The following is a 21,820-nucleotide window of genomic DNA, read 5'->3' as shown; positions in this document are numbered from 1 at the left end:
TAAATTTATTCCCAATTCCCTAAGGCATCCAATGCTTTTTTGATCAATTCGTCTTTTGCCTCATGGGCATTGTTGTTGAGCATAATCAGGGTTTTGTTTTGTTCAATGAGCCTGATGATGATGGTCCGGTAACCTGGATTGTCCCCAGTATGGGACACGATTTTCCCGAAAGAGGAATTCAAATCCACCTCCCATCCAAATCCGTAATTGCTCCACAAACCATCATTCAGTATTGTGGGAGAAAATGCGGTATATAAGGTTTCCCTGCTGACCAATTTATCAGTGTACAAGGCCTGATCCCAGAGGAGCAAATCCCTTGCGGTACTACTGACCCTTCCCGGCCCCTTTCTATTTCCCAACCAGACTGTATAATCGGAGGCATGGAATTTATTGGCATTGACATAAACCCCATTTTCATCCTGCAGATGCCCGGCAGCGAAATTGACTACTTCGGCTTTTTCCTCCAGCGTACGGATATCTGTGTCTTTCATACCCAAAGGATTGAAGATCCATTCCCTGGACAATTCAATGAAATCCCTGCCTGTCACCTTTTCCACAATGCTGGCCAGAAAAACATATCCTGTATTGCTGTACTCGTATTTTTCTCCCGGCTGGGCCAACATGGGAGGTCGGTATTTCTGTAAATATTCCAATATAGCGGCATTGTCTGCTACCTTGCTTTTGTCCCAATGCTGATCCATGACTGCCTGATAATCCGGCAGGCCATTGGTATGTGTCAATAATTGCCTAATGGTAATTCCCAGATAGGGAGTCGTAAGGTATTTTTCCAACAAATCATCATAGTCCAAAAGGCCCTTCTCTGCGCAGATCATGATCATCATGGCTGTAAATTGTTTGGAAACAGAGGCCATCTCAAAAACATCCGTAGGTAATAATGGAATCTGGTTTTCATAGGAGCGAAAGCCAGTGGCCTTTTCAAAAATGATTTCACCGTTACTGGCCAGTAGAAGAAGACCAGAAAATCCTTTTGTTTCAGCATCCGAAAATGCTTTTATTGCCTGATCTTCCTGGGAATAAGCCAAACTTGTCCCAAACAGCAACAGTATACTAACAAGGGCATATAACTTCCTCATCTTTTTTGGATATGTTTTTGGATAAATTCAAAGGCTGCCTCATAGGCTTGGATCCAATTCCTGTGAAGCAAAAATGAGTGTACCTCATCAGGGAAGACCAATTGTTCCACTTCCACTCCTTGCTTTCTTAATACTTCGAGGAGCTCTACACTTTCACTGAAGACTACATTTCTGTCATCATCCCCAGAAATCAAGAGGACCGGTTCCTTCCAGTTTTTGACATGGAACATAGGGGAGGACTGAAAGGCCAATGCAGCTATTTCAGGATATTTTTCAGGTTTGTACCAGGAATTGAATGTGGGAATAACATTGTTCCAGTCATGCACTCCGTGGATATCAACCCCCAACAGATATTTCCCGGGGGCCTGGGCAAGGGCATGAGCTGTCAGGTACCCTCCATAGCTTCCTCCCCAAGGGATAATTTTGGAAGGATCTACATCAGGTCTTGCCACTAGGTAATCTGCTGCCGCCATGACATCCGCTACCTCTGAAGCACCTCCGGCACCATAATTCTCTGCTTCCCTGAAGTGAATTCCATACCCAATCCCGCTCCTATAATTCAAGGTGAGGGCCACAAAACCCTGTGAGGCAAAATACTGCTGCATAGCATCTGCATTGCTGTAATAAATACTGTAATTGAAGCCATCCAACATCTGTCTACGGCTTCCTCCGTGAAGGAAAATAACTGCAGGATATTGCTTCCCTTCCTGATAATCCTTGGGTTTATAAAGGTAGGCATGACTCACAAAACCATCTTTTGCCCGGATATCAATAAGCTCAGGCTTGCTCAATTGACCAGGAAAATTCTTGGGAAATAAATTTTCAGCAAGCATTTTTTCTCCATCCTCCATTAAAATCATTGGCCAGGCAGGCTTTTGAAAGGAGGAAGAAAAGTAGGCGATCCCGTCCACCGTCCTTAGAGGAGACCAATGGTTGCTTGAAAGATCAGCTATCAATTTGGTGGATTTGTCCTTTAAATCCAGTCTTATGAGCTGTCTCCCTGAGATTTTGAGGGTATTGGTGGTAAGCAGGAGTTCATCGGCATGAAGAGAAGTTTGTACCTTTTCAACCATACCAGAGCCGGGTGTAAGCCTTTGTACCTTCCCATTTCCAATTTGTACAGCATAAAGCTGTACCCATCCATTTTTCTCCCAGGGAAAAACAAGTTCCTGAGACCCCGTCCACCAAAGGCGCTCATTTTGAGCAGGTATATCGGCAACCATTACACTACCTATACCTTCATCTGCTCTAAAAACCTCTTTGGCTTCCATGCTGTCCATGTCAAGCACTCTGATGCTCCAGGGGTTAGCCGTTTTTATGGATTTGAAGAGGATTAGATTGTGAATGTGGGGAACCCTGAGATAGGCCAGGTATTTTCCATCAGGGCTCCAGCTTGGATAACCGTCATGGTCCATACCCGTCTCAGGATATGACAGTTTTTGCTGTTCCAGATCATAAATCCCCACAAAAGCATGGTCAATCCTGTCACTTGTGAAAGCTAATCTTTTCCCGTCCGGAGACCAGGTCAATTGAGAAACTGATCCTCTATTGGTAAACAAAGGAACAGTGGAACTTGGTGTTCCCTGAATATTTCTCAAATAAACTTTGCCTCCCTGAAGGTAAACCATCTTTGAACCATCCGGATGAAAAAGTGGAGAATTACCTCTGGCAAGAAATTTAACCTCTTTGGTCCTTAAGTCAAGGATGTAAATCTGTTGCTCGGTATTTTCCTGTAGTAATGCAGGATTGGCAGGTTCTCCCTGCCTGTTTTTCGCATTACCCCTTACAAACACCAAGTTACGACCATCTGGAGAAAAAATAAGGTTAGAAATGTCCAATCCATTATCCCCTTTAAAATCCGTTAATTTAACAGTCTGATAACCTGGAGAATCCGCTAAAAATATATTTCTCTCCCCTTTATCATTGAAAACCCATGCCAGTCGCTTCCCATCATTGGATACGGTGAAGGCACTTGGAAAAGGGACTGACAGGAAATCTGCTATGGATTGAGCCATAGTCTGGAAGAAAATGAAAATAAGGACCAGGGAGAGCAAATTCCGTTTCATAGGCTTAATGGGATTGAATCTTGCAAAAAGATAACAAAATCTTTTTTTCCCGCACACCAAAAACCTAACATTTGGAGAAATTCTTGTATTTTAGAATATTCTATTTTATTGCCATTTTGAACCGTAATTCCTTTGCCCATGACTTTGGAAAATTTCATTGCCCTGATTTTGCTTATCATTTTAAGAAGGCGGCTGGCAAAAAGTGAAATCCCCATTTATTGGAAACCTTGGATCACTTGGGGTTTGGTTGCCTCGGGATTGATATTTCTCCTCAAAGGAAGTGGAATTTTTGGTCCGGAGATTCCTAAATTTTTGTCTTTTGGGCTGGTAGCTGCTGTTTTTTATTTTATTCTGAAAGAACCTGACTTAAAGAATGCCAGAAATCTGGTCTATGCTATTTTGCCACTGGTCATCATTTCCTTTGTTGGAGAACTTTTTGAAACGATTTCCAAAGATTTTTATGACAAAAGGAGCAATTATTTCGAAATCGCGGAATTTCTTGCCATAGTATGGGCCATCTCCATGTGGTACAATGCCAGAAAACAGCGAAAGGCGATAGAGGCTGAACGAAAAAAGGCCGAAGCGCTTGAAAGAGAATTCAAGATTTCAGAAACCTTAAAGGCCCAACTTGAAATCCAAGTTGCTGAAAGGACCGCAGAGATCAGCAAACAAAAAGAAGAGCTGGAAGAAGCTTTAAAAGAACTGAAGGCCACCCAATCCCAATTGATCCATGCGGAAAAGATGGCTTCTTTGGGTGAGCTGACCGCGGGCATAGCCCATGAGATACAGAATCCCTTGAATTTTGTGAATAATTTTTCGGAAGTGAGTGCAGAACTAGTGGATGAGATATTAGAAGCGAGAAGCGAGAGACGAGAAGCAAGGAAGGAGAAACAAGAAGCAAGAGACAAGAAACAAGAAGCAAGAGACAAGAAACAAGAGGTGGATCCTGATGAAAGTGAGGAGTTGGAGGATGAGATATTAGAGGATTTAAAGAAAAACCTGGAGAAGATTAAGCACCATGGAAAGCGGGCCGATTCCATAGTGAAAGGCATGTTGCAGCACAGCCGCTCAGGAACAGGGGAAAAGGAAATCACAGACATCAATGAGCTTGTCAATGAGTTTTTGAAATTATCCTATCATGGACTTAGAGCTAAAGACAAAAGTTTCAATGCCGATTTCCGGCTGGACCTGCAACCTAATCTCCCAAAAATAGCTGTCATGCCCCAAGAAATCAGCAGGGTAATTCTTAACCTGATCAATAATGCCTTTTATGCTGTGATGGAAAAAGCAAAACTGGGTGCAGATGGATATCATCCCCTCGTGACAGTCTCTACCAGGAAAAATGGGGATAACATAGAAATTGCCGTCAAGGACAATGGAAATGGAATTCCGGAACATTTAAAAGCCAAAATCTTCCAGCCTTTCTTCACGACCAAGCCTACAGGGCAAGGGACAGGATTGGGATTGAGCCTGAGCTATGATATTGTGAAAGCGCATGGAGGAAATATTATGGTGAGTTCACAAGAAGGGCTCGGGACTGAATTCACTATTGAACTACCTCAAGACAGTTAACCCTTTTCTTAATGAACACCATCCAACCTCAGCCTAAAACGCTTATGAAGAAACCGATCCTATTTATTGCGGCCCTTTTCTTCTCCATTTTAAGCCATGCCCAGTCCTATGAAATCGAGGCACTCAAAAAGCAACTCGATGCCTACACCAAGCAGGATACAGCCCGTGTCAACCGCCTAAACGAGATATGTATTTCTTTACCCAGGCTATCGAACGAGGACTTGGAACGATACGGAAATGAAGCCTTGGAACTATCGCGAAAACTGGCTTATCCTCGAGGAGAAGGCTTGGCACTTCTTACACAAGCTAGGTTGTATTATCCTAAAAACAGGTTAGACCTAGTTGAAAGCTTTATCCTTCAGGCTGATACCATCGCCAAGAAAACCAACGATGAATATTTACAGGCATGGGTGTATCTGAGGCTTTCTGGATTTTATGGAAACAAAGACAATAGAGAGGGAATTCCCTGGATTTTAAAAGCAGAGGAAATTGCTCTAAAACGCAATTATACACGACTGCTAATAATGATTCAAAATGACCTGGCCAGTACCTACTTTGGATTAGGAGATTATGCTACTGCCATGGATTATGCGGTAAATGGATTGACGCTCGCAGAGGAATTGAACGACACAAATTTCAAGTACTTCGGCATGTCAAATCTAGCAGATGTGTATATCATGATTGGGGAATATGACAAAGCTAATGAATACCAACAGCAATTGATTGAGCTGCATCAGAAGTTGGGTTTTGGGAACCGGCAATTGGCTGGGCTATATAATGGTTTAGGTGAGAATTACAGGCTTTCAGATAAGCTCTTAGAAGCAATTGAGGCCTATGAAAAGGCTTTAATTTACGCTCCAAGCGCGACAGACAGCTTGGTACCAATCAGTAACCTCGCAGATGTTTATGTCAGAATGGACAGCCTCCCAAAAGCTTTCCAAAAAGCCTACGAGTCACTTTCCATGACTAACAAAATAAAAAGGGATTCAATGTATGGTTGGATTTTCGGGATTTTGGCCCGGGCCCATCTGAAGGAAGGTAACCTAGACAGTGCGGTATATTATGGAGAAGAGGGTTATCGCTGGGGACAGGACTTGGGCATTATGGAAGACTTACGTGATAACTCGGAAGTATTAGCTGAAGTATATTCACGTAAAAATGATTTTAAGAACGCTCTTTCCTTTTTCCAAAAGTTCATCAGCTACCGGGACAGTATGGTCAATGACAAGGTAAGAAACAAATCCTTGCTGCTTGAACATAGTTTTGAGCTGGAAAAAAAAGAAGATGAAATCGCATTGCTCAATGAGCAGAAAAAACTTCAACGTAATTTCCTGTACAGTTCCCTGGTCGTTTTGGTACTTATCCTTGTTGCGGCCTTTCTTTTGCTTCGCAATATCCGCCAAAAACAAAAGGCCAACCGCTTGCTCCAATTGCAAAAACAGGAAATTGATGCCAAAGCCAAAGAACTGGCCACCCAAAAAGACATACTTCAAAAATCCTATGACAATGTTGAACTCTTAAGTGAAATCGGACGAAAAATCACTTCATCCCTTTCTGTTGAAAAGATCATCGAAACGGTATACGATAATGTAAATGGCCTGATGGATGCATCCATCTTTGGGATTGGTATTTACCATGATGCAACAAAGACTTTGGATTTTCCTTCAACCTTCGAAAACGGACAACCTCTCCCAGCTTATTCGAATGCAGTGAATGACCCCAATCGCTTGGCGGCATTATGCTTTAGTTCCGGAAAAGAAATCATAGTCAATGACCTGGAAAAGGATTACATCCATTTTCTTCAAAAAATACCTACTCCTATTGAGGGAAAAAATCCTGCTTCCCTGGTTTATCTGCCTTTGGTTTCGAAAGGGAAACTATTTGGGGTCATCACAGTCCAAAGTTTCAATAAAAACGCCTTCACGGATTACCATGTCTATATGTTACGGTCAATTGCCCTTTACTCGGCCATTGCTTTGGAAAATGCTGAGTCTTTCAAAAAGTTAAATTCTGCTTTGGATACGCTACAGGACACCCAGGCCCAACTGATTCATTCCGAAAAAATGGCAAGTTTGGGTGAACTCACCGCAGGTATCGCCCATGAGATCCAAAATCCACTGAATTTTGTGAATAATTTTTCTGAAGTGAGTGTAGAACTGGTGGAGGAGATACAAGAAGTGAGAAGCGAGAGACGAGAAGCGAGGGGGGAGAAGCAAGAAACAAGAGACAAGAATCAAGAAAAAGCATGGGCGGATAGTGAGGGATTGGAGGATGAGATATTAGAGGATATCAAGAAAAACCTAGAGAAAATCCAGCATCATGGGAAGCGGGCGGATGCAATTGTAAAAGGGATGTTGGCCCATAGCCGAAAAAGCTCTGGGGAAAAAGTTCCCACAGACCTTAATTCTTTAGCCGATGAGTATTTGAGGCTGAGTTACCATGGTATGCGAGCCAAAGACAAATCTTTTAATGCAGATTTCGAAACTGACTTTGATACCGATCTCCCCAAAGTAAGTGTAGTGCCTCAAGATTTGGGCAGGGTATTGCTCAATCTAATCAATAATGCCTTTCAGGCCTTAAGTAATGCAGAATTAAGAATGAGGAATGAGGGTTTTAAACCTCTAGTCACCGTTTCCACCAAATCCCTCGGCGACAAAATCGAGATATCAATAAAAGACAACGGCCCCGGCATCCCCGAAGCCATCAAGGACAAAATATTCCAGCCTTTCTTTACCACAAAACCAACAGGTCAGGGAACGGGATTGGGACTGAGCCTGAGTTATGATATCGTGAAGGCGCATGGGGGGGAGATCAGGGTGGCAAGTAAGGAAGGTGAGGGGACAGTTTTTACCCTTGTTTTACCAGTCTAAGCCCAATAGTTAGACGGATTTTAGACCCTTCGAATACTCTTAATCCGTTCCTCCTTGTATAATTTACCAATCAGAATCACTTTGTTGTTGATTTCCAGATTGAGTTTGTTGAAAGGTTTGGAAATGAAAGCATATGGATGGGTTTCTTTGGCTTTTTGAAAAGTTGCCTCATCTGAATTTGCAGTCAAGTAAACAAATGGTATGTCCCTAGTCTTCCTGATGGTTTTGGCGGTTTCTATGTTTTTGGGGAAGAAAATCACCACTTTGTTCTCAGTGAATTTTTAAAAGGGGCGATTCTCTTAAATTGAATTTGATGACAAATTTGACACCTATCAAATTGTGAGTAGATGGGTAAACCGAAATTGAAAATTTTTCAAGTTATCTCGTTAAAATCGCCTGAAAATAAGTAGATTATACGTGGATTTAGAGCTAAATCCAACCGAAGTAAAACAGTCATTCCAAATCATTTAAACTAATAATCTTTGACCCTTATGAACATGAAATTTTTGATTGTAGATGACGAAAGAGATGTCGAGATTTTGTTCAGGCAAAAACTACGCAGAGAAGTCCGCGAAGGTATGTTTGAACTTGAATTTGCTTTTTCTGGAAATGAGGCACTGGAAATCCTTAGAAACCATTATCCGCCAGAAGTGATGTATATCTTCTCAGATATTAATATGCCCGGGATGACCGGACTGGAATTGCTGGATAAGGTCAAGGCCGAATTCCCGGATATACAAGTAAGCATGATATCGGCGTACGGAGACAAAGAAAATCATGATAAAGCCATGAACTCAGGGGCAAAAGAGTTTTTCACCAAACCGGTCGATTTTGACACCATTAAGGCTGAAATACATCAGATTCTGTCAAGATGATAATCAAGTGAAGAACAAAACCAAGCAAGGCAACAAAAATGGAAAATCAAAATTAAGCAAGACTGCTAAAGTTTGAAATTCTCAAAATATAGCCCAAAAAGCCTCTATGAAGAAACCCGAAACAGATTTTAGGTCTGAAGCACTAAAAGCCTATAAGCAATACTGGAGCAGTTATCTTGAGGGAGACCTCGAGGCTTTTTCATCTACACTTGACGACGGGTTTGAAATGATCGGAACTTCCGAATCGGAAATTTGTCATTCCAAAGCCGACGGGATTGCATTTTATAAGGCGCAAATGGCCGAAGTGGTAGGCAAAGTGGAAATGAGAAATCGCCGAATAGATTCTGTCTGGCTCGATCCATTGGTGCTGGTCAATGAAGGCTGTGATATCTATGTAAAGACCGATGTAGGCTGGAATTTTTATTCCAAACTCCGGTTGTCTACACTCTTGAAAGAAACAAACGAAGGCTGGAAGGTAGTGCAGCAGCACGGTTCACTTCCCGATATGCGTGTAAGTGACCGAGAAACCATAGCGATCGAGAAAATCAGCAAAGAGAACCTGGAACTGCGCGACGCCATCAAGCGGAGAACCATCGAGTTGGAGCAGAAGAATCGGGAATTGGAGATTGAAGCAGCTTTGGAACGAGTTAGGGCCCAGACCATGGCCATGCACAGCAGCGAGGACGTGGGGAAATGTGTGGTCAAGATGTTCTCTGAACTTACAGCCTTCGGAGTGGACGAAGGAACCCGCTTTGGTATCGGTATCCTGAACCATGACAACGAAAACAATCAGCTTTGGACAGCCCGCAAAAACGGAGAGGAATTCAACCTGCATATCGGCAACATTGATATGGCCTCGCACCCTTTGCTGAAAAGTGCCCGAAAAGCCTGGAAAGCGCAGGTTCCCTTCCATAAATATGTCTTGGAAGGAGAAGATTTGCTGAATTACTACCAAATGCTCAATAATGCTCCTGAGTATAAAATTCAGATTCCCATAGAAAAATTACCCAAGAAGGAAATCCAACACTGTTTCATTTTCGAGCATGGATTTTTCTATGCCTTCAGCCCCATTGAATTCCAACCCGAATTAATTCACATTACCAAGCGGTTCAGTGTACTTTTCGAACAAACCTATCGAAGGTATCTGGATCTGGTAAAAGCTGAATCCCAAGCCAGGGAAGCACAGATACAATTGGCCTTGGAACGGGTCCGTGCCCGCACCATGGCGATGCAAAAAAGTGAGGAGTTGTCCGAAGTTTCGTATCTACTCAACAAACAGGTGGTGGAACTGGGGATTCCCACTCGTGGATGCGCTTTTAATATTTACAATGAGCATGATTCCACCGAATGGTTCAGCGACCTAGAAGGCACTTTACCGTCTTACCAAACCCCAAGAGAATACATTTTCAAAGAGTACTACGAAGCAGGACAGCGAGGGGAATCGCTATTGGTTGATGAGTTTAGCGGTGATCGAATTAAAGAACTTTACCAATATTTTGCCTCACAGAATCATACTGGAAATGAAGCGATTGATAAGCATTTAGCCAAGGCCCCCGAGTACCAGATTAACCACATGGCCTATTTCAAGTACGGGTATTTATTGTTCGTAACCTTGGTACCTGCACCTGAAGCCCATGACGTTTTTAAACGCTTTGCCAAAGAATTTGAACAAACCTACACCCGATTCCTCGATCTCCAAAAAGCCGAAACCCAAGCCAGGGAAGCGCAGATTGAAAATGCATTGGAGAAAGTCAGATCGCGAACGATGGCGATGCAACATAGCAATGAATTGACTGATGTGGCAGGGCTTTTATTCAATCAAGTAAGTGCCTTGGGAATTAAAACTTGGACCGCCGGCTTTAATGTGTGGAGCGAGGACAATAACTCCTACGTGGACTATTTAAGTCTTAATGGAGAGATTTATGGGCCTAATACCGTCCACACAGAAAAGGCTGAGGCATTAAAGGAACTCAGTAATGCCAGGAAAAGCGGGGTAGAATTTGATGTCCTGTATGTGGAGGGAGAAAAGATCAAACAATTGTACCTAGCAGTTAGCGGGATTGATGAGAAAGAGTATGATACCATGGTAAAAGATGGGCTCCTCCCTTCTCAGCAGTATGAACATTTTGTGTTTGGTGCCAAAGTTAGCGTGATGTTTATCACCTATGAACCGGTTCCGGAAGCCCATGATATTTTTAAGCGACTAGGTAAAGTATTCGAACAAACCTACACCCGATTCCTCGATCTCCAAAAAGCGGAAGCCCAAGCACGAGAGACTCAGATTCAATTGTCACTTGAGCGCATCAGAGCAAAGGCAATGGCCATGCAGCATAGTGACGAACTCAGCGATTTTCTAACGGTTGTTTTTGAACAATTTGAGGTGCTTAATTTAAACCCTGTAAACTGCATTCTCTCGCTTTTCGATATTGAAAACAATCGAAGCACTTTTAGGATGACGGGTAAAAATGGGGCAACTTTAATTGCCAAACAGGAAATAGACCTGGATGCCTCGCCTGTATGGAAACAAAAGGTAGAGGGCTGGAAATTAGGACATCCCAACGATGTGGATGTACTCTATATTCCCTTCGAAAATCTTCCCGAGATAGCAGTAATTTTTAAAGAAATATTGGAAAAACTACCGGAAGGGGAACGTCCTCTACCGGAAGACTACCCGAATGGTGAATATATCATTGATGGATATTGTAAGTATGGGTACTTAGGCTATACCTCAAGCCGAGCTCCTTCGGACGAGGAAAAGGAGATAACGCGTCGTATCGCCACTGAGTTTGGCAATGTGTATCAGCGTTTCTTAGACCTTCAAAAAGCAGAAGCTCAGGCACGCGAGTCGCAGATCGAAGCGGCACTGGAAAGGGTAAGAAGCAAGTCTTTAGCCATGCACCATTCTGATGAACTGGAACAGGTGGTTGCCTGTGTTTTTGAAATGATTGTGGGACTTGGTATCGTGATGGATGGTGCTTTATTGTATGTTTTTAACAGAGAAAGTAAGAATATCAATCTTTGGCTCGCATCTGTACTTTATCCCAATCCAATTTTTATTGACCTGCCTTTTGAGGAACAAATGTTGGATAATGAAATTATCAGGGATTTATGGGAATCAACAGATAATCGACAGTCTTTAAACAGAGTTTACTCAGGGGAGGGAAAAAATGACTATTTCAGGTATGTACAACGCTACAACAGGTCTAAATTTCCTGAACCATTTGATTTACCTGATTGGACATTTTCTTTTGCTGCTGAAAAAAACTCAGTATTAGGAATCGACAGCTGGTCGGGGCACACTTTTACCGAATCCGACCTCACTCTGCTAAGAAGATTTGCAAAAGTATTTGAGCAGGCCTACATCCGCTTCCTCGACCTTCAAAAAGCAGAAGCACAAGCGAGGGAATCTCAAATCCAATTGTCCCTCGAGCGCATCAGGGCCAAGGCCATGGCCATGCAGCACAGCGATGAACTTGGTGATTTCCTTACCGTTGTATTTGAACAATTTGACGTGCTCAACCTGAACCCTGTCAACTGTCATCTTGCATTTCTAGACCTTGAAAATAACCGAAGTATTTTCAGGCTGACTGGAAAAAATGGCGCTACTTTAATAGCTACCCAAGAAATAGATCTGGATGCCTCACCGGTATGGAAACAAAAAGTAGAGGCCTGGAAATCAGGACGCTTTACCGATGTGGACGTGCTATTTGTTCCCGTTGAAAAACTTCCTGAAATAGGCGAAATCTTCAAAGAAATATTGGATAAAATTCCAGAGAATGATCGTCCGCTACCAGAAGACTACCCAAATGGTGAATATATCACTGAGGGAAATTGCAAATATGGATACCTAGGATATAGCGCAAGTAGACCGCCATCAGAGGAGGAAAAAGAAATCACGCGCCGTATTGCCAGTGAATTCGGCAACGTGTATCAGCGTTTCTTAGACCTTCAAAAAGCAGAAGCTCAAGCGAGGGAATCCCAAATCCAATTGTCTCTCGAGCGTATTAGGGCAAAGGCCATGGCCATGCAGCACAGCGATGAGCTCAGTGATTTCCTTACCGTTGTGTTTGAGCAATTTACTCTTCTTGATTTAAAACCGGTTTTCTGTCATCTTTCACTACTTGATTTAGAAAATAATCGCATGACATACCGGATGACCGGTAGTAAGGGCGCGAGATTGTTTTCCAGTGGGCAAATAGACCTGGATATATCCTCTGTATGGTACGACAAAATTCAGGAATTGAAGTTGGGACGGCCCCGGGAAGTGGATGTAATGTATTTTCCAAGTGAAATTATTCCCGAGATAAGTAGCCATGTTAAAGAGATGTTGGGGAACCCGCCAGAAAATGAACTTCCCCAACCAGAGGACTTTCCAGTTGGTCAATATGTTGTTGAAGGATACTGCAAATATGGTTACTTAGGTTATAGCGCAAGCAGTCCGCCATCAGATGAGGCAAGGGAGATTACCCGGCGTATTTCCAATGAGTTTGGCAACGTGTACCAACGTTTCCTAGACCTCCAAAAAGCTGAAGCGCAGGCTTTGGAAGCCACCAAACGTGCATCGGTTGACCGGGTGCGTGCTGAAATCGCCTCCATGCGTACCACAAGCGACTTGGAAAGGATCCAACCCCTTATTTGGAATGAATTAAAGATTCTCGGTGTACCCTTTATCCGATGTGGGGTATTTATTATGGATCAAGCAAAGCAGGAAGTGCAGGCATTTCTTTCTACACCAGACGGAAAATCCATTGCTGCTTTCCACTTGCCCTATCAGGCAACCGAGCAGACGAGTCAAATTGTGTCACATTGGCAGCAAAAGCAGTCCTATAAGGACCATATGGATGAGGCAGCCTTTGCAGAGTTTACCCGGAATCTGGTCGAGCAAGGGGCTATGGCGAGTACCGAAAAATATGTAACCGAAAATCGCCCCACAGACCTTTACCTGCATTTCCTTCCCTTCCTGCAAGGTATGTTGTATGTAGGAAATGATGCTCCACTCATAGATGGGGAACTCCAACTGGTGCAAAATCTTGCCGAAGCTTTCTCTACGGCCTATGCCCGATATGAGGATTTCAACAAACTGGAACTGGCCAAAGCCAAAGTGGAATCTGCCATGAGTGAATTAAAGGCCACCCAAGCCCAACTTGTCCAACAGGAAAAGCTCGCCTCACTCGGCCAACTCACCGCAGGCATTGCCCATGAGATCAAGAACCCACTGAATTTTGTGAATAACTTTTCTGAAGTGAGTTTGGAGTTATTAGATGAAGTAAAAGAGACAAGAATCAAGAGACAAGAAACAAGACCAAGGACTGAGGAAGACGAAATTGAAGATGAGATTTTGGAGGATATTAAAGCCAATTTGCAGAGAATTCACGAACACGGTTCCCGTGCTAACGGCATTGTGACTTCCATGCTCCAGCATTCACGTGGAGGATCAGGCAAAAAGGAACCCGCCGACCTCAATGCGCTGATCAAGGAATACGTCAACCTGAGTTTTCACGGCATGCGTGCGGGAAAGAATCCGATTGATGTGGAGATCGAATTGGATTTGGATAAAGAAATTAAGGAGGTCTCCTTAGTCAGGGAGGATTTTACAAGGGTCATTATCAATCTGTGTAATAATGCATTTGATGCGATGAGGAGTAAACTAGACCTGGCAGGTCTTGAAGCTTACCATCCCAAACTCACCGTCCGTAACAAGGCTGTAAAGTCCCCTTCAGGCCTGCCTGCCGGACAGGCAGGGGATTTAGGGGTAGAAATCTCCATAGAAGACAATGGCCCTGGCATCCCTGAAGAAATCAAGGATAAAATTCTTCAGCCTTTCTTCACTACCAAAAAGGGAACAGAAGGGACGGGCCTTGGGCTGAGTATTACACACGATATCGTGAAGGCGCATGGGGGAAGTATATCTGTCGAGTCAGACGCGAATGGATCAATTTTTACAATTAACCTTCCTAATAATTCCTGATATGAAAAAGACCTGCCCTCTGCTTTTTTCTTTGATCCTAACAATGACTTGTTTTACAATAGCCATTGCACAGGACGGGCAGATTCCTGCTCCTGTTTCTGTCACCATTGACTCGTACAAATCCATACAGGAATTGCCTCAACCCGGCTGGGTTATCAAAGAAGGTGAAAGTCCCTTATCCATTCAGGATATTCTGAAAGGGGATATCAAAGACGGGCAGATATTAGAGGTCGATCCGAATAAAAAAATTATTAAGCATTTTGAGAAATATTGGTTCGCCGTTGAATTTGTCAGTGAGGTGGATCTCCACAATTGGCTAATGCATCTGGAGAACTCCTACACTGGTTTTGGATTTACAAACAACTTCTCGGAAATAAGATCCTATGCCATACAGGATGGGCAGCTTGGCCAATCCGGGATTACCGGGTCTTTTGTCCCCGCCTCTCAAAGGGACTACAATAGTCGGCACACGCAGTCCCTATTGAACTTAAGTCTCTCCTCAGGAAGCAGCACGATTCTTTGGGTCCATATCAAAAAAAATGACGCTCTGACGGATTTCTTCCCTAAGCTGACGATCTATGATCCATCCATCGCGCTTCCGGAGTACACGTTGGAAAAGCGTGATCTGATACTCCTAGGCTCTTATCTTATCATCTGGATCCTTTCCTTGATCATGTTTTTTTACCTTAGGGACAGGACTTCCTTTTGGTTTTTTGTTTTCCTTACCACGGCCAACATACAATTTTTAACCGGTTGGTCTTCCGACCCATGGACTCCGCTGCTCTATCCCGAAAACCCTAAATATGGGCTCTATTTTGGTATTTTGGCTGCCATTATAAATGTGGTGGTCACACTCCAGTTTTACAGGGTTTTTGTCAATCTTCCAATGAAACACAGGAGCTTAGATAGGTTTATGATCTGGACCATAATAGTTCTGTTTTTCTCAGGTTTTCTCCTTCCTTTATCAATTTATTTTGAAAACAACGCTTTAGTTTCGGTATTTATGGCAATTTATGGAGGCATCTTCCTTTTATCCGGTATAATTTACTTCTCCTTAAAAGAACCGCTCTCAATATTTATTGGGCTGGCTTTAGTGGTCGTTATTATTCCCCAATTGGTCCCTCTTCCTTTCGATTACAACCATATTTCAATTACAGGACAACTTGTTATAGTAACCATTGCAGTTGGCTACCGATTCATTCTTCTATTTAGGGAACGATTGCAAGTAGAGAAGGAAAAGAAAGATCTTGTAATTGATCAGAATACAATCTTGGAAAAACAAGTGGCTCAAAGAACCGCAGAGTTAAGTCAATCGCTTGACAATCTCAAATCCACCCAAGCCCAACTTGTCCAACAAGAAAAGCTCGCCTCACTCGGCCAACTAACCGCAGGCATTGCCCATGAGATCAAGAACCCACTGAATTTTGTGAATAACTTTTCTGAAGTGAGTTTGGAGCTATTAGATGAAGTAAAAGAGACAAGAATCAAGAGCCAAGAAACAAGACCAAGGACTGAGGAAGACGAAATTGAAGATGAGATTTTGGAGGATATAAAAGCCAATTTAAAGAGAATACACGAGCACGGCAGCCGTGCCAATGGTATTGTGACCTCTATGTTGCAGCATTCAAGAGGAGGATCAGGCAAAAAGGAACCCGCCGACCTCAATGCGCTGATCAAGGAATACGTCAACCTGAGTTTTCACGGCATGCGGGCTGGGAAGAATCCGATAGATGTGGAGATCGAATTGGATTTGGATAAAGAAATTAAGGAGGTCCCCCTAGTCAGAGAGGATTTTACAAGGGTGATTATCAATCTGTGTAATAATGCATTTGATGCGATGAGGAGTAAACTAGACCTGGCAGGTCTAGAAGCTTACCATCCCAAGCTCACCGTCCGTAACAAGGCTGTAAAGTCCCCTACAGGCCTTCCTGCCGGAGAGGCAGGGGATTTAGGGGTAGAAATCTCCGTAGAAGACAACGGCCCCGGAATCCCTGATGAAATCAAGGACAAAATCCTGCAGCCTTTCTTCACGACCAAAAAGGGAACAGAAGGCACAGGCCTTGGACTGAGTATTACACACGATATCGTGAAGGCGCATGGGGGGGAGATAAATATAGTTTCCCAATTTGGAAGAGGAACTACATTTAAAATAATCCTTCCAATGCAAGGCTAATAGGAATATTAAGTGTTTGGAACTCTAATAATGAATACTGTCCCTGACCCGGGCTCTGTTTCTACTGTCAAGGAGCCATTGTGGCTTTGGGTTATAATATCATATGCCAAACTGAGGCCAAGACCAGTTCCTTCTCCTGTTGGCTTGGTTGTGAAAAATGGTTCAAATATCCGCTCCCTAATGTCTTCAGGGATTCCTAGGCCATTGTCTGCTATTCGGATTTCCGCAAAATCCTCTACCTGTTTGGTACTGATTTTTAGCTTTGGTTCAAAATCAGAACCACTCTCCTTCTTTTTAGACCAAACAGCATCTAATGCGTTTCCGATGATATTAAGTACTGCTTGGCCAAACTCTTGACCAAAGAGTTTAACTTTCCCTAAGTTTTGTTGAAGATCTAAAGAAAAGTCAACCCCAAATTCAGGGGTTTTGGATTTTTTATTTTTTATTGCAGAATCAAGGTAATTTTCTACAAGTGAATTAAGGTCCACAAAATCAAAAGATGACTTGCTGACTTTAGCATGTTGGGCCATGGATTGAACAATAGCATCTGCCCTTTTTCCGTGTTTCTCAATTTTGGAAGAGTTTTCTTTCAAACAGGAAATAAGGTATTCAATTTCCTCTAAATCCTGAGCATTAATGGCTACTTCAAGTTCACCAACAAGATCTACAGTCACTGAGGCAAAATTATTGATGAAATTGAGCGGGTTCTTAATTTCATGGGCAATACCTGTCGCTAACCTACCCAAAGAGGCCATTTTTTCAGCTTGGATAAGTTGGTTCTGCGCTGATTTTAGCTCATTATAAGCTGTCTCCAAAACTTGAATTTTCTCCAATTCTATGGCTTTTTTCTCTACATCTGCTTGCAAAGCCTTTGCTTCAGCTTCTGCCGCCATTGACCTTGCGGTAGCAGTTTGTGCATGAAGCTCTGCTTCTCTTAAGCGGGCTGCATCCCTTTCTTTTTTGATTACTTTCTTTCTTTGATAATCATGGATAAGCCAAGTCAATAATCCAAAAACAAATAAATAAAATAAAAATGCCCACCACCTCAACGCCCAAACAGGTTGAACATAAAACGAATAACGAATAGGTGATGTAGATTCTATACCACTTTCATTGATGGCCATCACTTCAAGGATATATTCCTTTGCCCAAAAATATGCAGGGAGGTTGGTGTACCTTAATCTCCTGATAGTAGATGGTTCAGACCATTTGTCCTCATAGCCAATTAGTCGAGTCTTGTACTTTACTCCTGCCACATTAGCAAAGCTCAGTGCTGCATATTCAAATGTAATTTCATTCCTTCCTTCAAAAGCAGAAGCTTTATCTATTGAAGTAAACTCAAGCAAGGGGGGAACTTCATTGATCTGATCAAAATATGGATGATAAATGGAAAGACCATTTCCCGACCCAAAATAAACCTGTCCATTTTCATCGGTTTGTACAGAACCGTATAACCAAACTTCATTGTCAATTAAACCATCCAATTTTGACACAGTCTTAACCACCTCTGCCCTTACCGGGTCAAATTCAGTTAAACCTTTATTGGTACCCAGCCAAAAATTCCCGTCATTTTGAGATACTGCGAAACTTATGGTGTTATTCGCAGGAAGACCTGAATCTGTATTGTATAAAGCAAGTAGTTTACCTGTATCTGGATCCAGTTTAATCAGTCCCAATTGTGTACCTAGCCACAAAACTCCTTTATGCCATACCATTTTTTCTATGTGGTTGGTGAGTCCCCCAGATTCCTGGGCCCAAAATTGACCAAAAAGCGAACTATTATTTATTGCTTGATCATCAATCAATCCAGAGGTGATTGGAATTTTGCTTTTGTAAATTCCTTTATCCAGCGTTCCAACCCACACAAAACCAAGGGGATCAATGGCGACGGACTTATACAATGAAGAAGGCAATCCGGACTCTATGCCAAATTCGAATATTTCCCCATTCAATATTGCAAGCATTCCTCGGAAACCAGGAAACCAAAATGATTCAATTTTCCCAGCCTTCTGATCAGGCAACATTAGTTTTTCGAATGCTATGATGGGGGGGGTATTGGGGATTGAAAATAAATACGCACCTTTATTGTTGATCCTGATGCTTCTAACATCAGAAGCTCCTTTAGGGATCAAATTTTGGTCATAAACAATCCCGCTCAAACCTTGGGTAGTCCCTATCCAAATCCTGCCTTTGGCATCTTCACCCAATCCATTGACCCAATCACCAATCAACCCATCCTTTTCCAAAAATATTGTAGATTTTCCATTACTGTGAACACAAGCCAATCCACTTTCCGTACCTATCCAAAGCCTACAAGGTGAGGAAATTCTGCTAGACACCAAAATTGAATTTACCTTAGAAGAAGGCAAGACCGGCTTTTCGTTGGACAAAGATTGTGCACTGAAATTCTCAAAAGCCCTAAAATTGAAGCGCAATTTGGAAACACCACCGGATTGGGCAATCCAGATATTTCCTTCCCTATCTTTATAAATATTGAAAATATTGTCGCTCAATAATCCATTGGACCTGCTGTATGTTCCCAGTTTTTCGCCTGTATTCCTATCAATCCTCGTTATTCCGGTGGCGGCATTGGAAGTCCAAATAATCCCTTCCTCCATTTCAAAAATTCCAGAAATATTGGTCTGGGCTTCCTGAGAAATCAGAATGGGCGTCTCTCCTATATTTTCAAATTTTAATAAATCTCCATTTTGTCTGAATGCCCAGATCTTCTCTTCCTGATCTTCAAAAACTGCTACCAAGTGGTGATCATAATTGCTTGATGATGATTGGTAACGAATGTGGCCTTTTCCCTGAAAATACTCTGCCAAAATGCCCCCCTCCAATCCAACCAAAATGCCCCCATTTTTGAGCGGGTAAATTGAGCTTACGGCAAGATTTATTTTACCTGTAAAATTGGTTGTCAATGTGTCTACCGAAATTTTGCCAAGTCCGTTGATATGGTATCCAATAATCCCGTCATTGATAGTGGCCACCCAGATTTTTCCTGCCTTATCCACAGCGAGGTGGTTGATAGTCAATGCTTCATTATGGAGTTTAATTCCATCAAAAACAGTGGTGAACTTTATGCGTTTTCCTTCCCTGTATGCAGAAAGAGGTTTTTCAGAAACAACCATCCCACCATTGCTAGATGCCCATAAATGTCCTGTATCATCTTCCATTATCTGCCAGATTCCCAGGTCAGGCAAGCCGTCCTCTAGGGCATATAAATCCATTTTGGCTCCATCGTACCGAATTAGACCCGAGGAAAAAACGCTCATCCATAAAAACCCCATTCTGTCCTGATAGACATGGGTTGCCATATTAGAGGGCAATGGATTGGTTTCATTGGCTGTAGTAAAATGAGTAAGCGGGAGCTCTTGAGCCCCCGCTTTTGAAATAATAAGAATTACATAAACACAGCTGGTTAAAAATATACTACGCATTTAACAAAAATAATAAAAATCATCTACTTGTCCTTATCCCTCCTGTCCCATTAAAGGAGGAAAGTACGGATGTTCCATCTGATAAATCAGTGAAAGCAGAATACATGATTGAAGATACCCTGGCATTGTTGGTTGTTGGAGTAGTAGAACAAGCGCCCAATGCTTGACATGCTAACGGCTCGGCATACAACAGTAAGGCATTATTGAAATCATTGTCTGAAATCCTAACTCCATTGCTGTCCAATTTTTTGGCTCCCCTTCCACTGACAATGTTCAGTTCTGCTGTAAGCAATTGCTGTAAGAAAGCATCAACATTTGATCTAATGGGCCTGGTGATGATGTCCAATGCCGTAGTTAATTTATCAGAACCAAATTGGAATGGTACCGGTAATAGCAAACCTTCGATTTCAGTTAGAAATTGAATCATTTGGGCTCTTGAATAAGTTGAATTATTTCTGCCAGGATTTCTCAGTTCAGCAGTCCAGAACTTTACATCTCTTGTGTCCAAAAGGATAGCCCCTGATTCAAACTCATTTATCATTTTTCGTGAATCAATCTTGTAACCAAAATCAAGGTTAGAAATATTTGAATTGACTAATCCGATATTTCTCTTTGTATCACCTGTGGGATTGTAATTTCTGTTGATAAGGTCATCTACTACTTTTATGGAATAATTTCCTTCAAAAACATAAAATTCAAATGAACCGTCTGTTTTGGTGCTGATGGTACCTAATGGGGTATCAGGCTTGTCATTATTGATCAACTGTATGGGAAATCCTCCAAGACCTGATTCAGAAGATTGTTTAGAACCATCCGAATTAGAATCAATATAGATACTACCATTAATGGAATAAATACCCTTACAAGGCCCTAAAACCCTTTGGGTAATTGAATTACTGCCCTTGGTTACTCTTGCATTGATCAGACCAAGGCCGACTCTTCCCGGGTAAGTAACACTAAATATTTGCTGGCTGTTGGCAGGTACTGAGCTATTCCAAATTAAGAAACCTGCACTTATGGATGAAGCATTTCTTTGGGTCCAAGAAACCGGAGTTCCCGCACAATTTGGGATTTCCAATGCAAAGTTATCTAAACTTGGAGAAACTCCTGTACCTGTTACAAGGTAGGTAAATGTTGTTGTTACATTGTTTGATTCTGGATTATTGACTTCCCTACTGATAAGACTTACCCTGTAAGTGTTAATATTCACTTCGATAAAGCCATTAATCATTTCTATCAAGTAGTCCGGGTAATCTAGATCTGATCCCAAAAAAGACAACCTAAAGGCTTCATTACCTAATAGCGAGAGTTGAAATTTTTCTTCCTTCTCTAAAATTGATTGAGATTTATCCTCTTCAAATAAAGATGTCATCTCACAGCTTTGGAATAAAAACAATATTCCAAAAGTCAGAATTAAGAATTTGATTGATTGCTTCATTTTTGATAAATTTTTAAAAATTTGAAAACATTAATTATCTAATCCAAACCCCCAAAAACTTAAATGGAGGAGTTTTTGAAACGCTTTTTAAAGTTAATAAAATTAACTTTTTTGTATGTATAGTGAATTTCTATGCCAAATTACATTTTTTTTTGTCATTACCAAAAAATTATTAAATTCTGTAAATCAAGACTATGCGATAATCAATAATTGTTTTTTCCAAATCCTTAAGTATTTTTAGATGATTTACTTGAGATTTAATTAATTTACTTATAGATTAGAACTTTTCGTTAAGAGTAGAATTGGGAAATCAATTAAAAC

General features: G+C 41.9%; 11 protein-coding genes. 5 read left to right on the top strand and 6 right to left on the bottom strand.

The window, feature by feature from the left end; translation table 11 throughout:
- Positions 1–5 precede the first annotated feature (5 nt).
- Genes CLV48_RS10595 through CLV48_RS20555 form a run of 3 tightly spaced genes read right to left on the bottom strand, consistent with a single transcriptional unit; the run spans position 6 to position 3,300 of the window.
- Positions 6–1,094 carry a serine hydrolase domain-containing protein gene (locus CLV48_RS10595; protein ID WP_106567256.1) on the bottom strand — a complete coding sequence of 363 codons (1,089 nt, stop codon included), beginning with the start codon at positions 1,092–1,094 and terminating at the stop codon, positions 6–8.
- Entirely contained in the window at positions 1,091–3,160 is a 2,070-nt protein-coding gene (locus tag CLV48_RS10590; protein WP_106567255.1) for a prolyl oligopeptidase family serine peptidase, read from the bottom strand. Before CLV48_RS10590 ends, CLV48_RS10595 begins: the two co-directional genes overlap by 4 nt.
- Complete coding sequence (locus CLV48_RS20555) at positions 3,157–3,300, bottom strand: hypothetical protein (protein ID WP_170069015.1); 144 nt, start codon at positions 3,298–3,300, stop codon at positions 3,157–3,159. Before CLV48_RS20555 ends, CLV48_RS10590 begins: the two co-directional genes overlap by 4 nt.
- On the opposite strand from CLV48_RS20555, the gene CLV48_RS10580 reads away from it, so the two are divergent.
- Positions 3,299–4,732, top strand: coding sequence for a sensor histidine kinase (locus CLV48_RS10580; RefSeq protein WP_106567253.1), 1,434 nt, complete (start codon positions 3,299–3,301; stop codon positions 4,730–4,732). The genes CLV48_RS20555 and CLV48_RS10580 overlap by 2 nt on opposite strands.
- 44 nt (positions 4,733–4,776) lie before the next feature.
- A complete protein-coding gene (locus CLV48_RS10575) occupies positions 4,777–7,602 on the top strand; it encodes an ATP-binding protein (protein ID WP_170069014.1) in 2,826 nt (941 codons plus the stop codon).
- A 20-nt stretch (positions 7,603–7,622) separates the two neighbouring features.
- On the opposite strand, the gene CLV48_RS20740 is transcribed toward CLV48_RS10575, so the two are convergent.
- Entirely contained in the window at positions 7,623–7,865 is a 243-nt protein-coding gene (locus CLV48_RS20740) for a response regulator (RefSeq protein ID WP_245889525.1), read from the bottom strand.
- Positions 7,866–8,099: 234 nt separating this feature from the next.
- Here CLV48_RS20740 and CLV48_RS10565 point away from each other — a divergent pair, with 234 nt between their 5' ends.
- The 3 genes from CLV48_RS10565 to CLV48_RS10555 all read left to right on the top strand — a co-directional run bounded on the left by CLV48_RS10565 (position 8,100) and on the right by CLV48_RS10555 (position 16,618).
- The gene (locus CLV48_RS10565; protein ID WP_106567251.1) at positions 8,100–8,477 is read left to right on the top strand and encodes a response regulator; all 378 of its coding nucleotides are present in this window, start codon (positions 8,100–8,102) and stop codon (positions 8,475–8,477) included.
- Positions 8,478–8,583: 106 nt separating this feature from the next.
- Positions 8,584–14,445: an ATP-binding protein gene (locus CLV48_RS10560; RefSeq protein ID WP_106567250.1), complete on the top strand. Its 5,862-nt coding sequence runs from the start codon at positions 8,584–8,586 to the stop codon at positions 14,443–14,445.
- Between the two features lies 1 nt (position 14,446).
- A complete protein-coding gene (locus tag CLV48_RS10555; protein WP_170069013.1) occupies positions 14,447–16,618 on the top strand; it encodes an ATP-binding protein in 2,172 nt (723 codons plus the stop codon).
- 8 nt (positions 16,619–16,626) lie between these two features.
- On the opposite strand, the gene CLV48_RS10550 is transcribed toward CLV48_RS10555, so the two are convergent.
- Both CLV48_RS10550 and CLV48_RS10545 read right to left on the bottom strand, forming a co-directional pair.
- Positions 16,627–20,061 (bottom strand): sensor histidine kinase, encoded by a 3,435-nt coding sequence (locus CLV48_RS10550; protein ID WP_106567248.1) that lies wholly within the window; start codon positions 20,059–20,061, stop codon positions 16,627–16,629.
- Positions 20,062–20,080: 19 nt separating this feature from the next.
- A complete protein-coding gene (locus CLV48_RS10545) occupies positions 20,081–21,499 on the bottom strand; it encodes a hypothetical protein (protein WP_106567247.1) in 1,419 nt (472 codons plus the stop codon).
- Positions 21,500–21,820: the final 321 nt, after the last annotated feature.

This window comes from Cecembia rubra, assembly GCF_003014575.1.
Taxonomy (GTDB): domain Bacteria; phylum Bacteroidota; class Bacteroidia; order Cytophagales; family Cyclobacteriaceae; genus Cecembia_A; species Cecembia_A rubra.
Note: the sequence above shows the minus strand (reverse complement) of the source record. Positions and strands in the feature narration are given on the sequence as shown.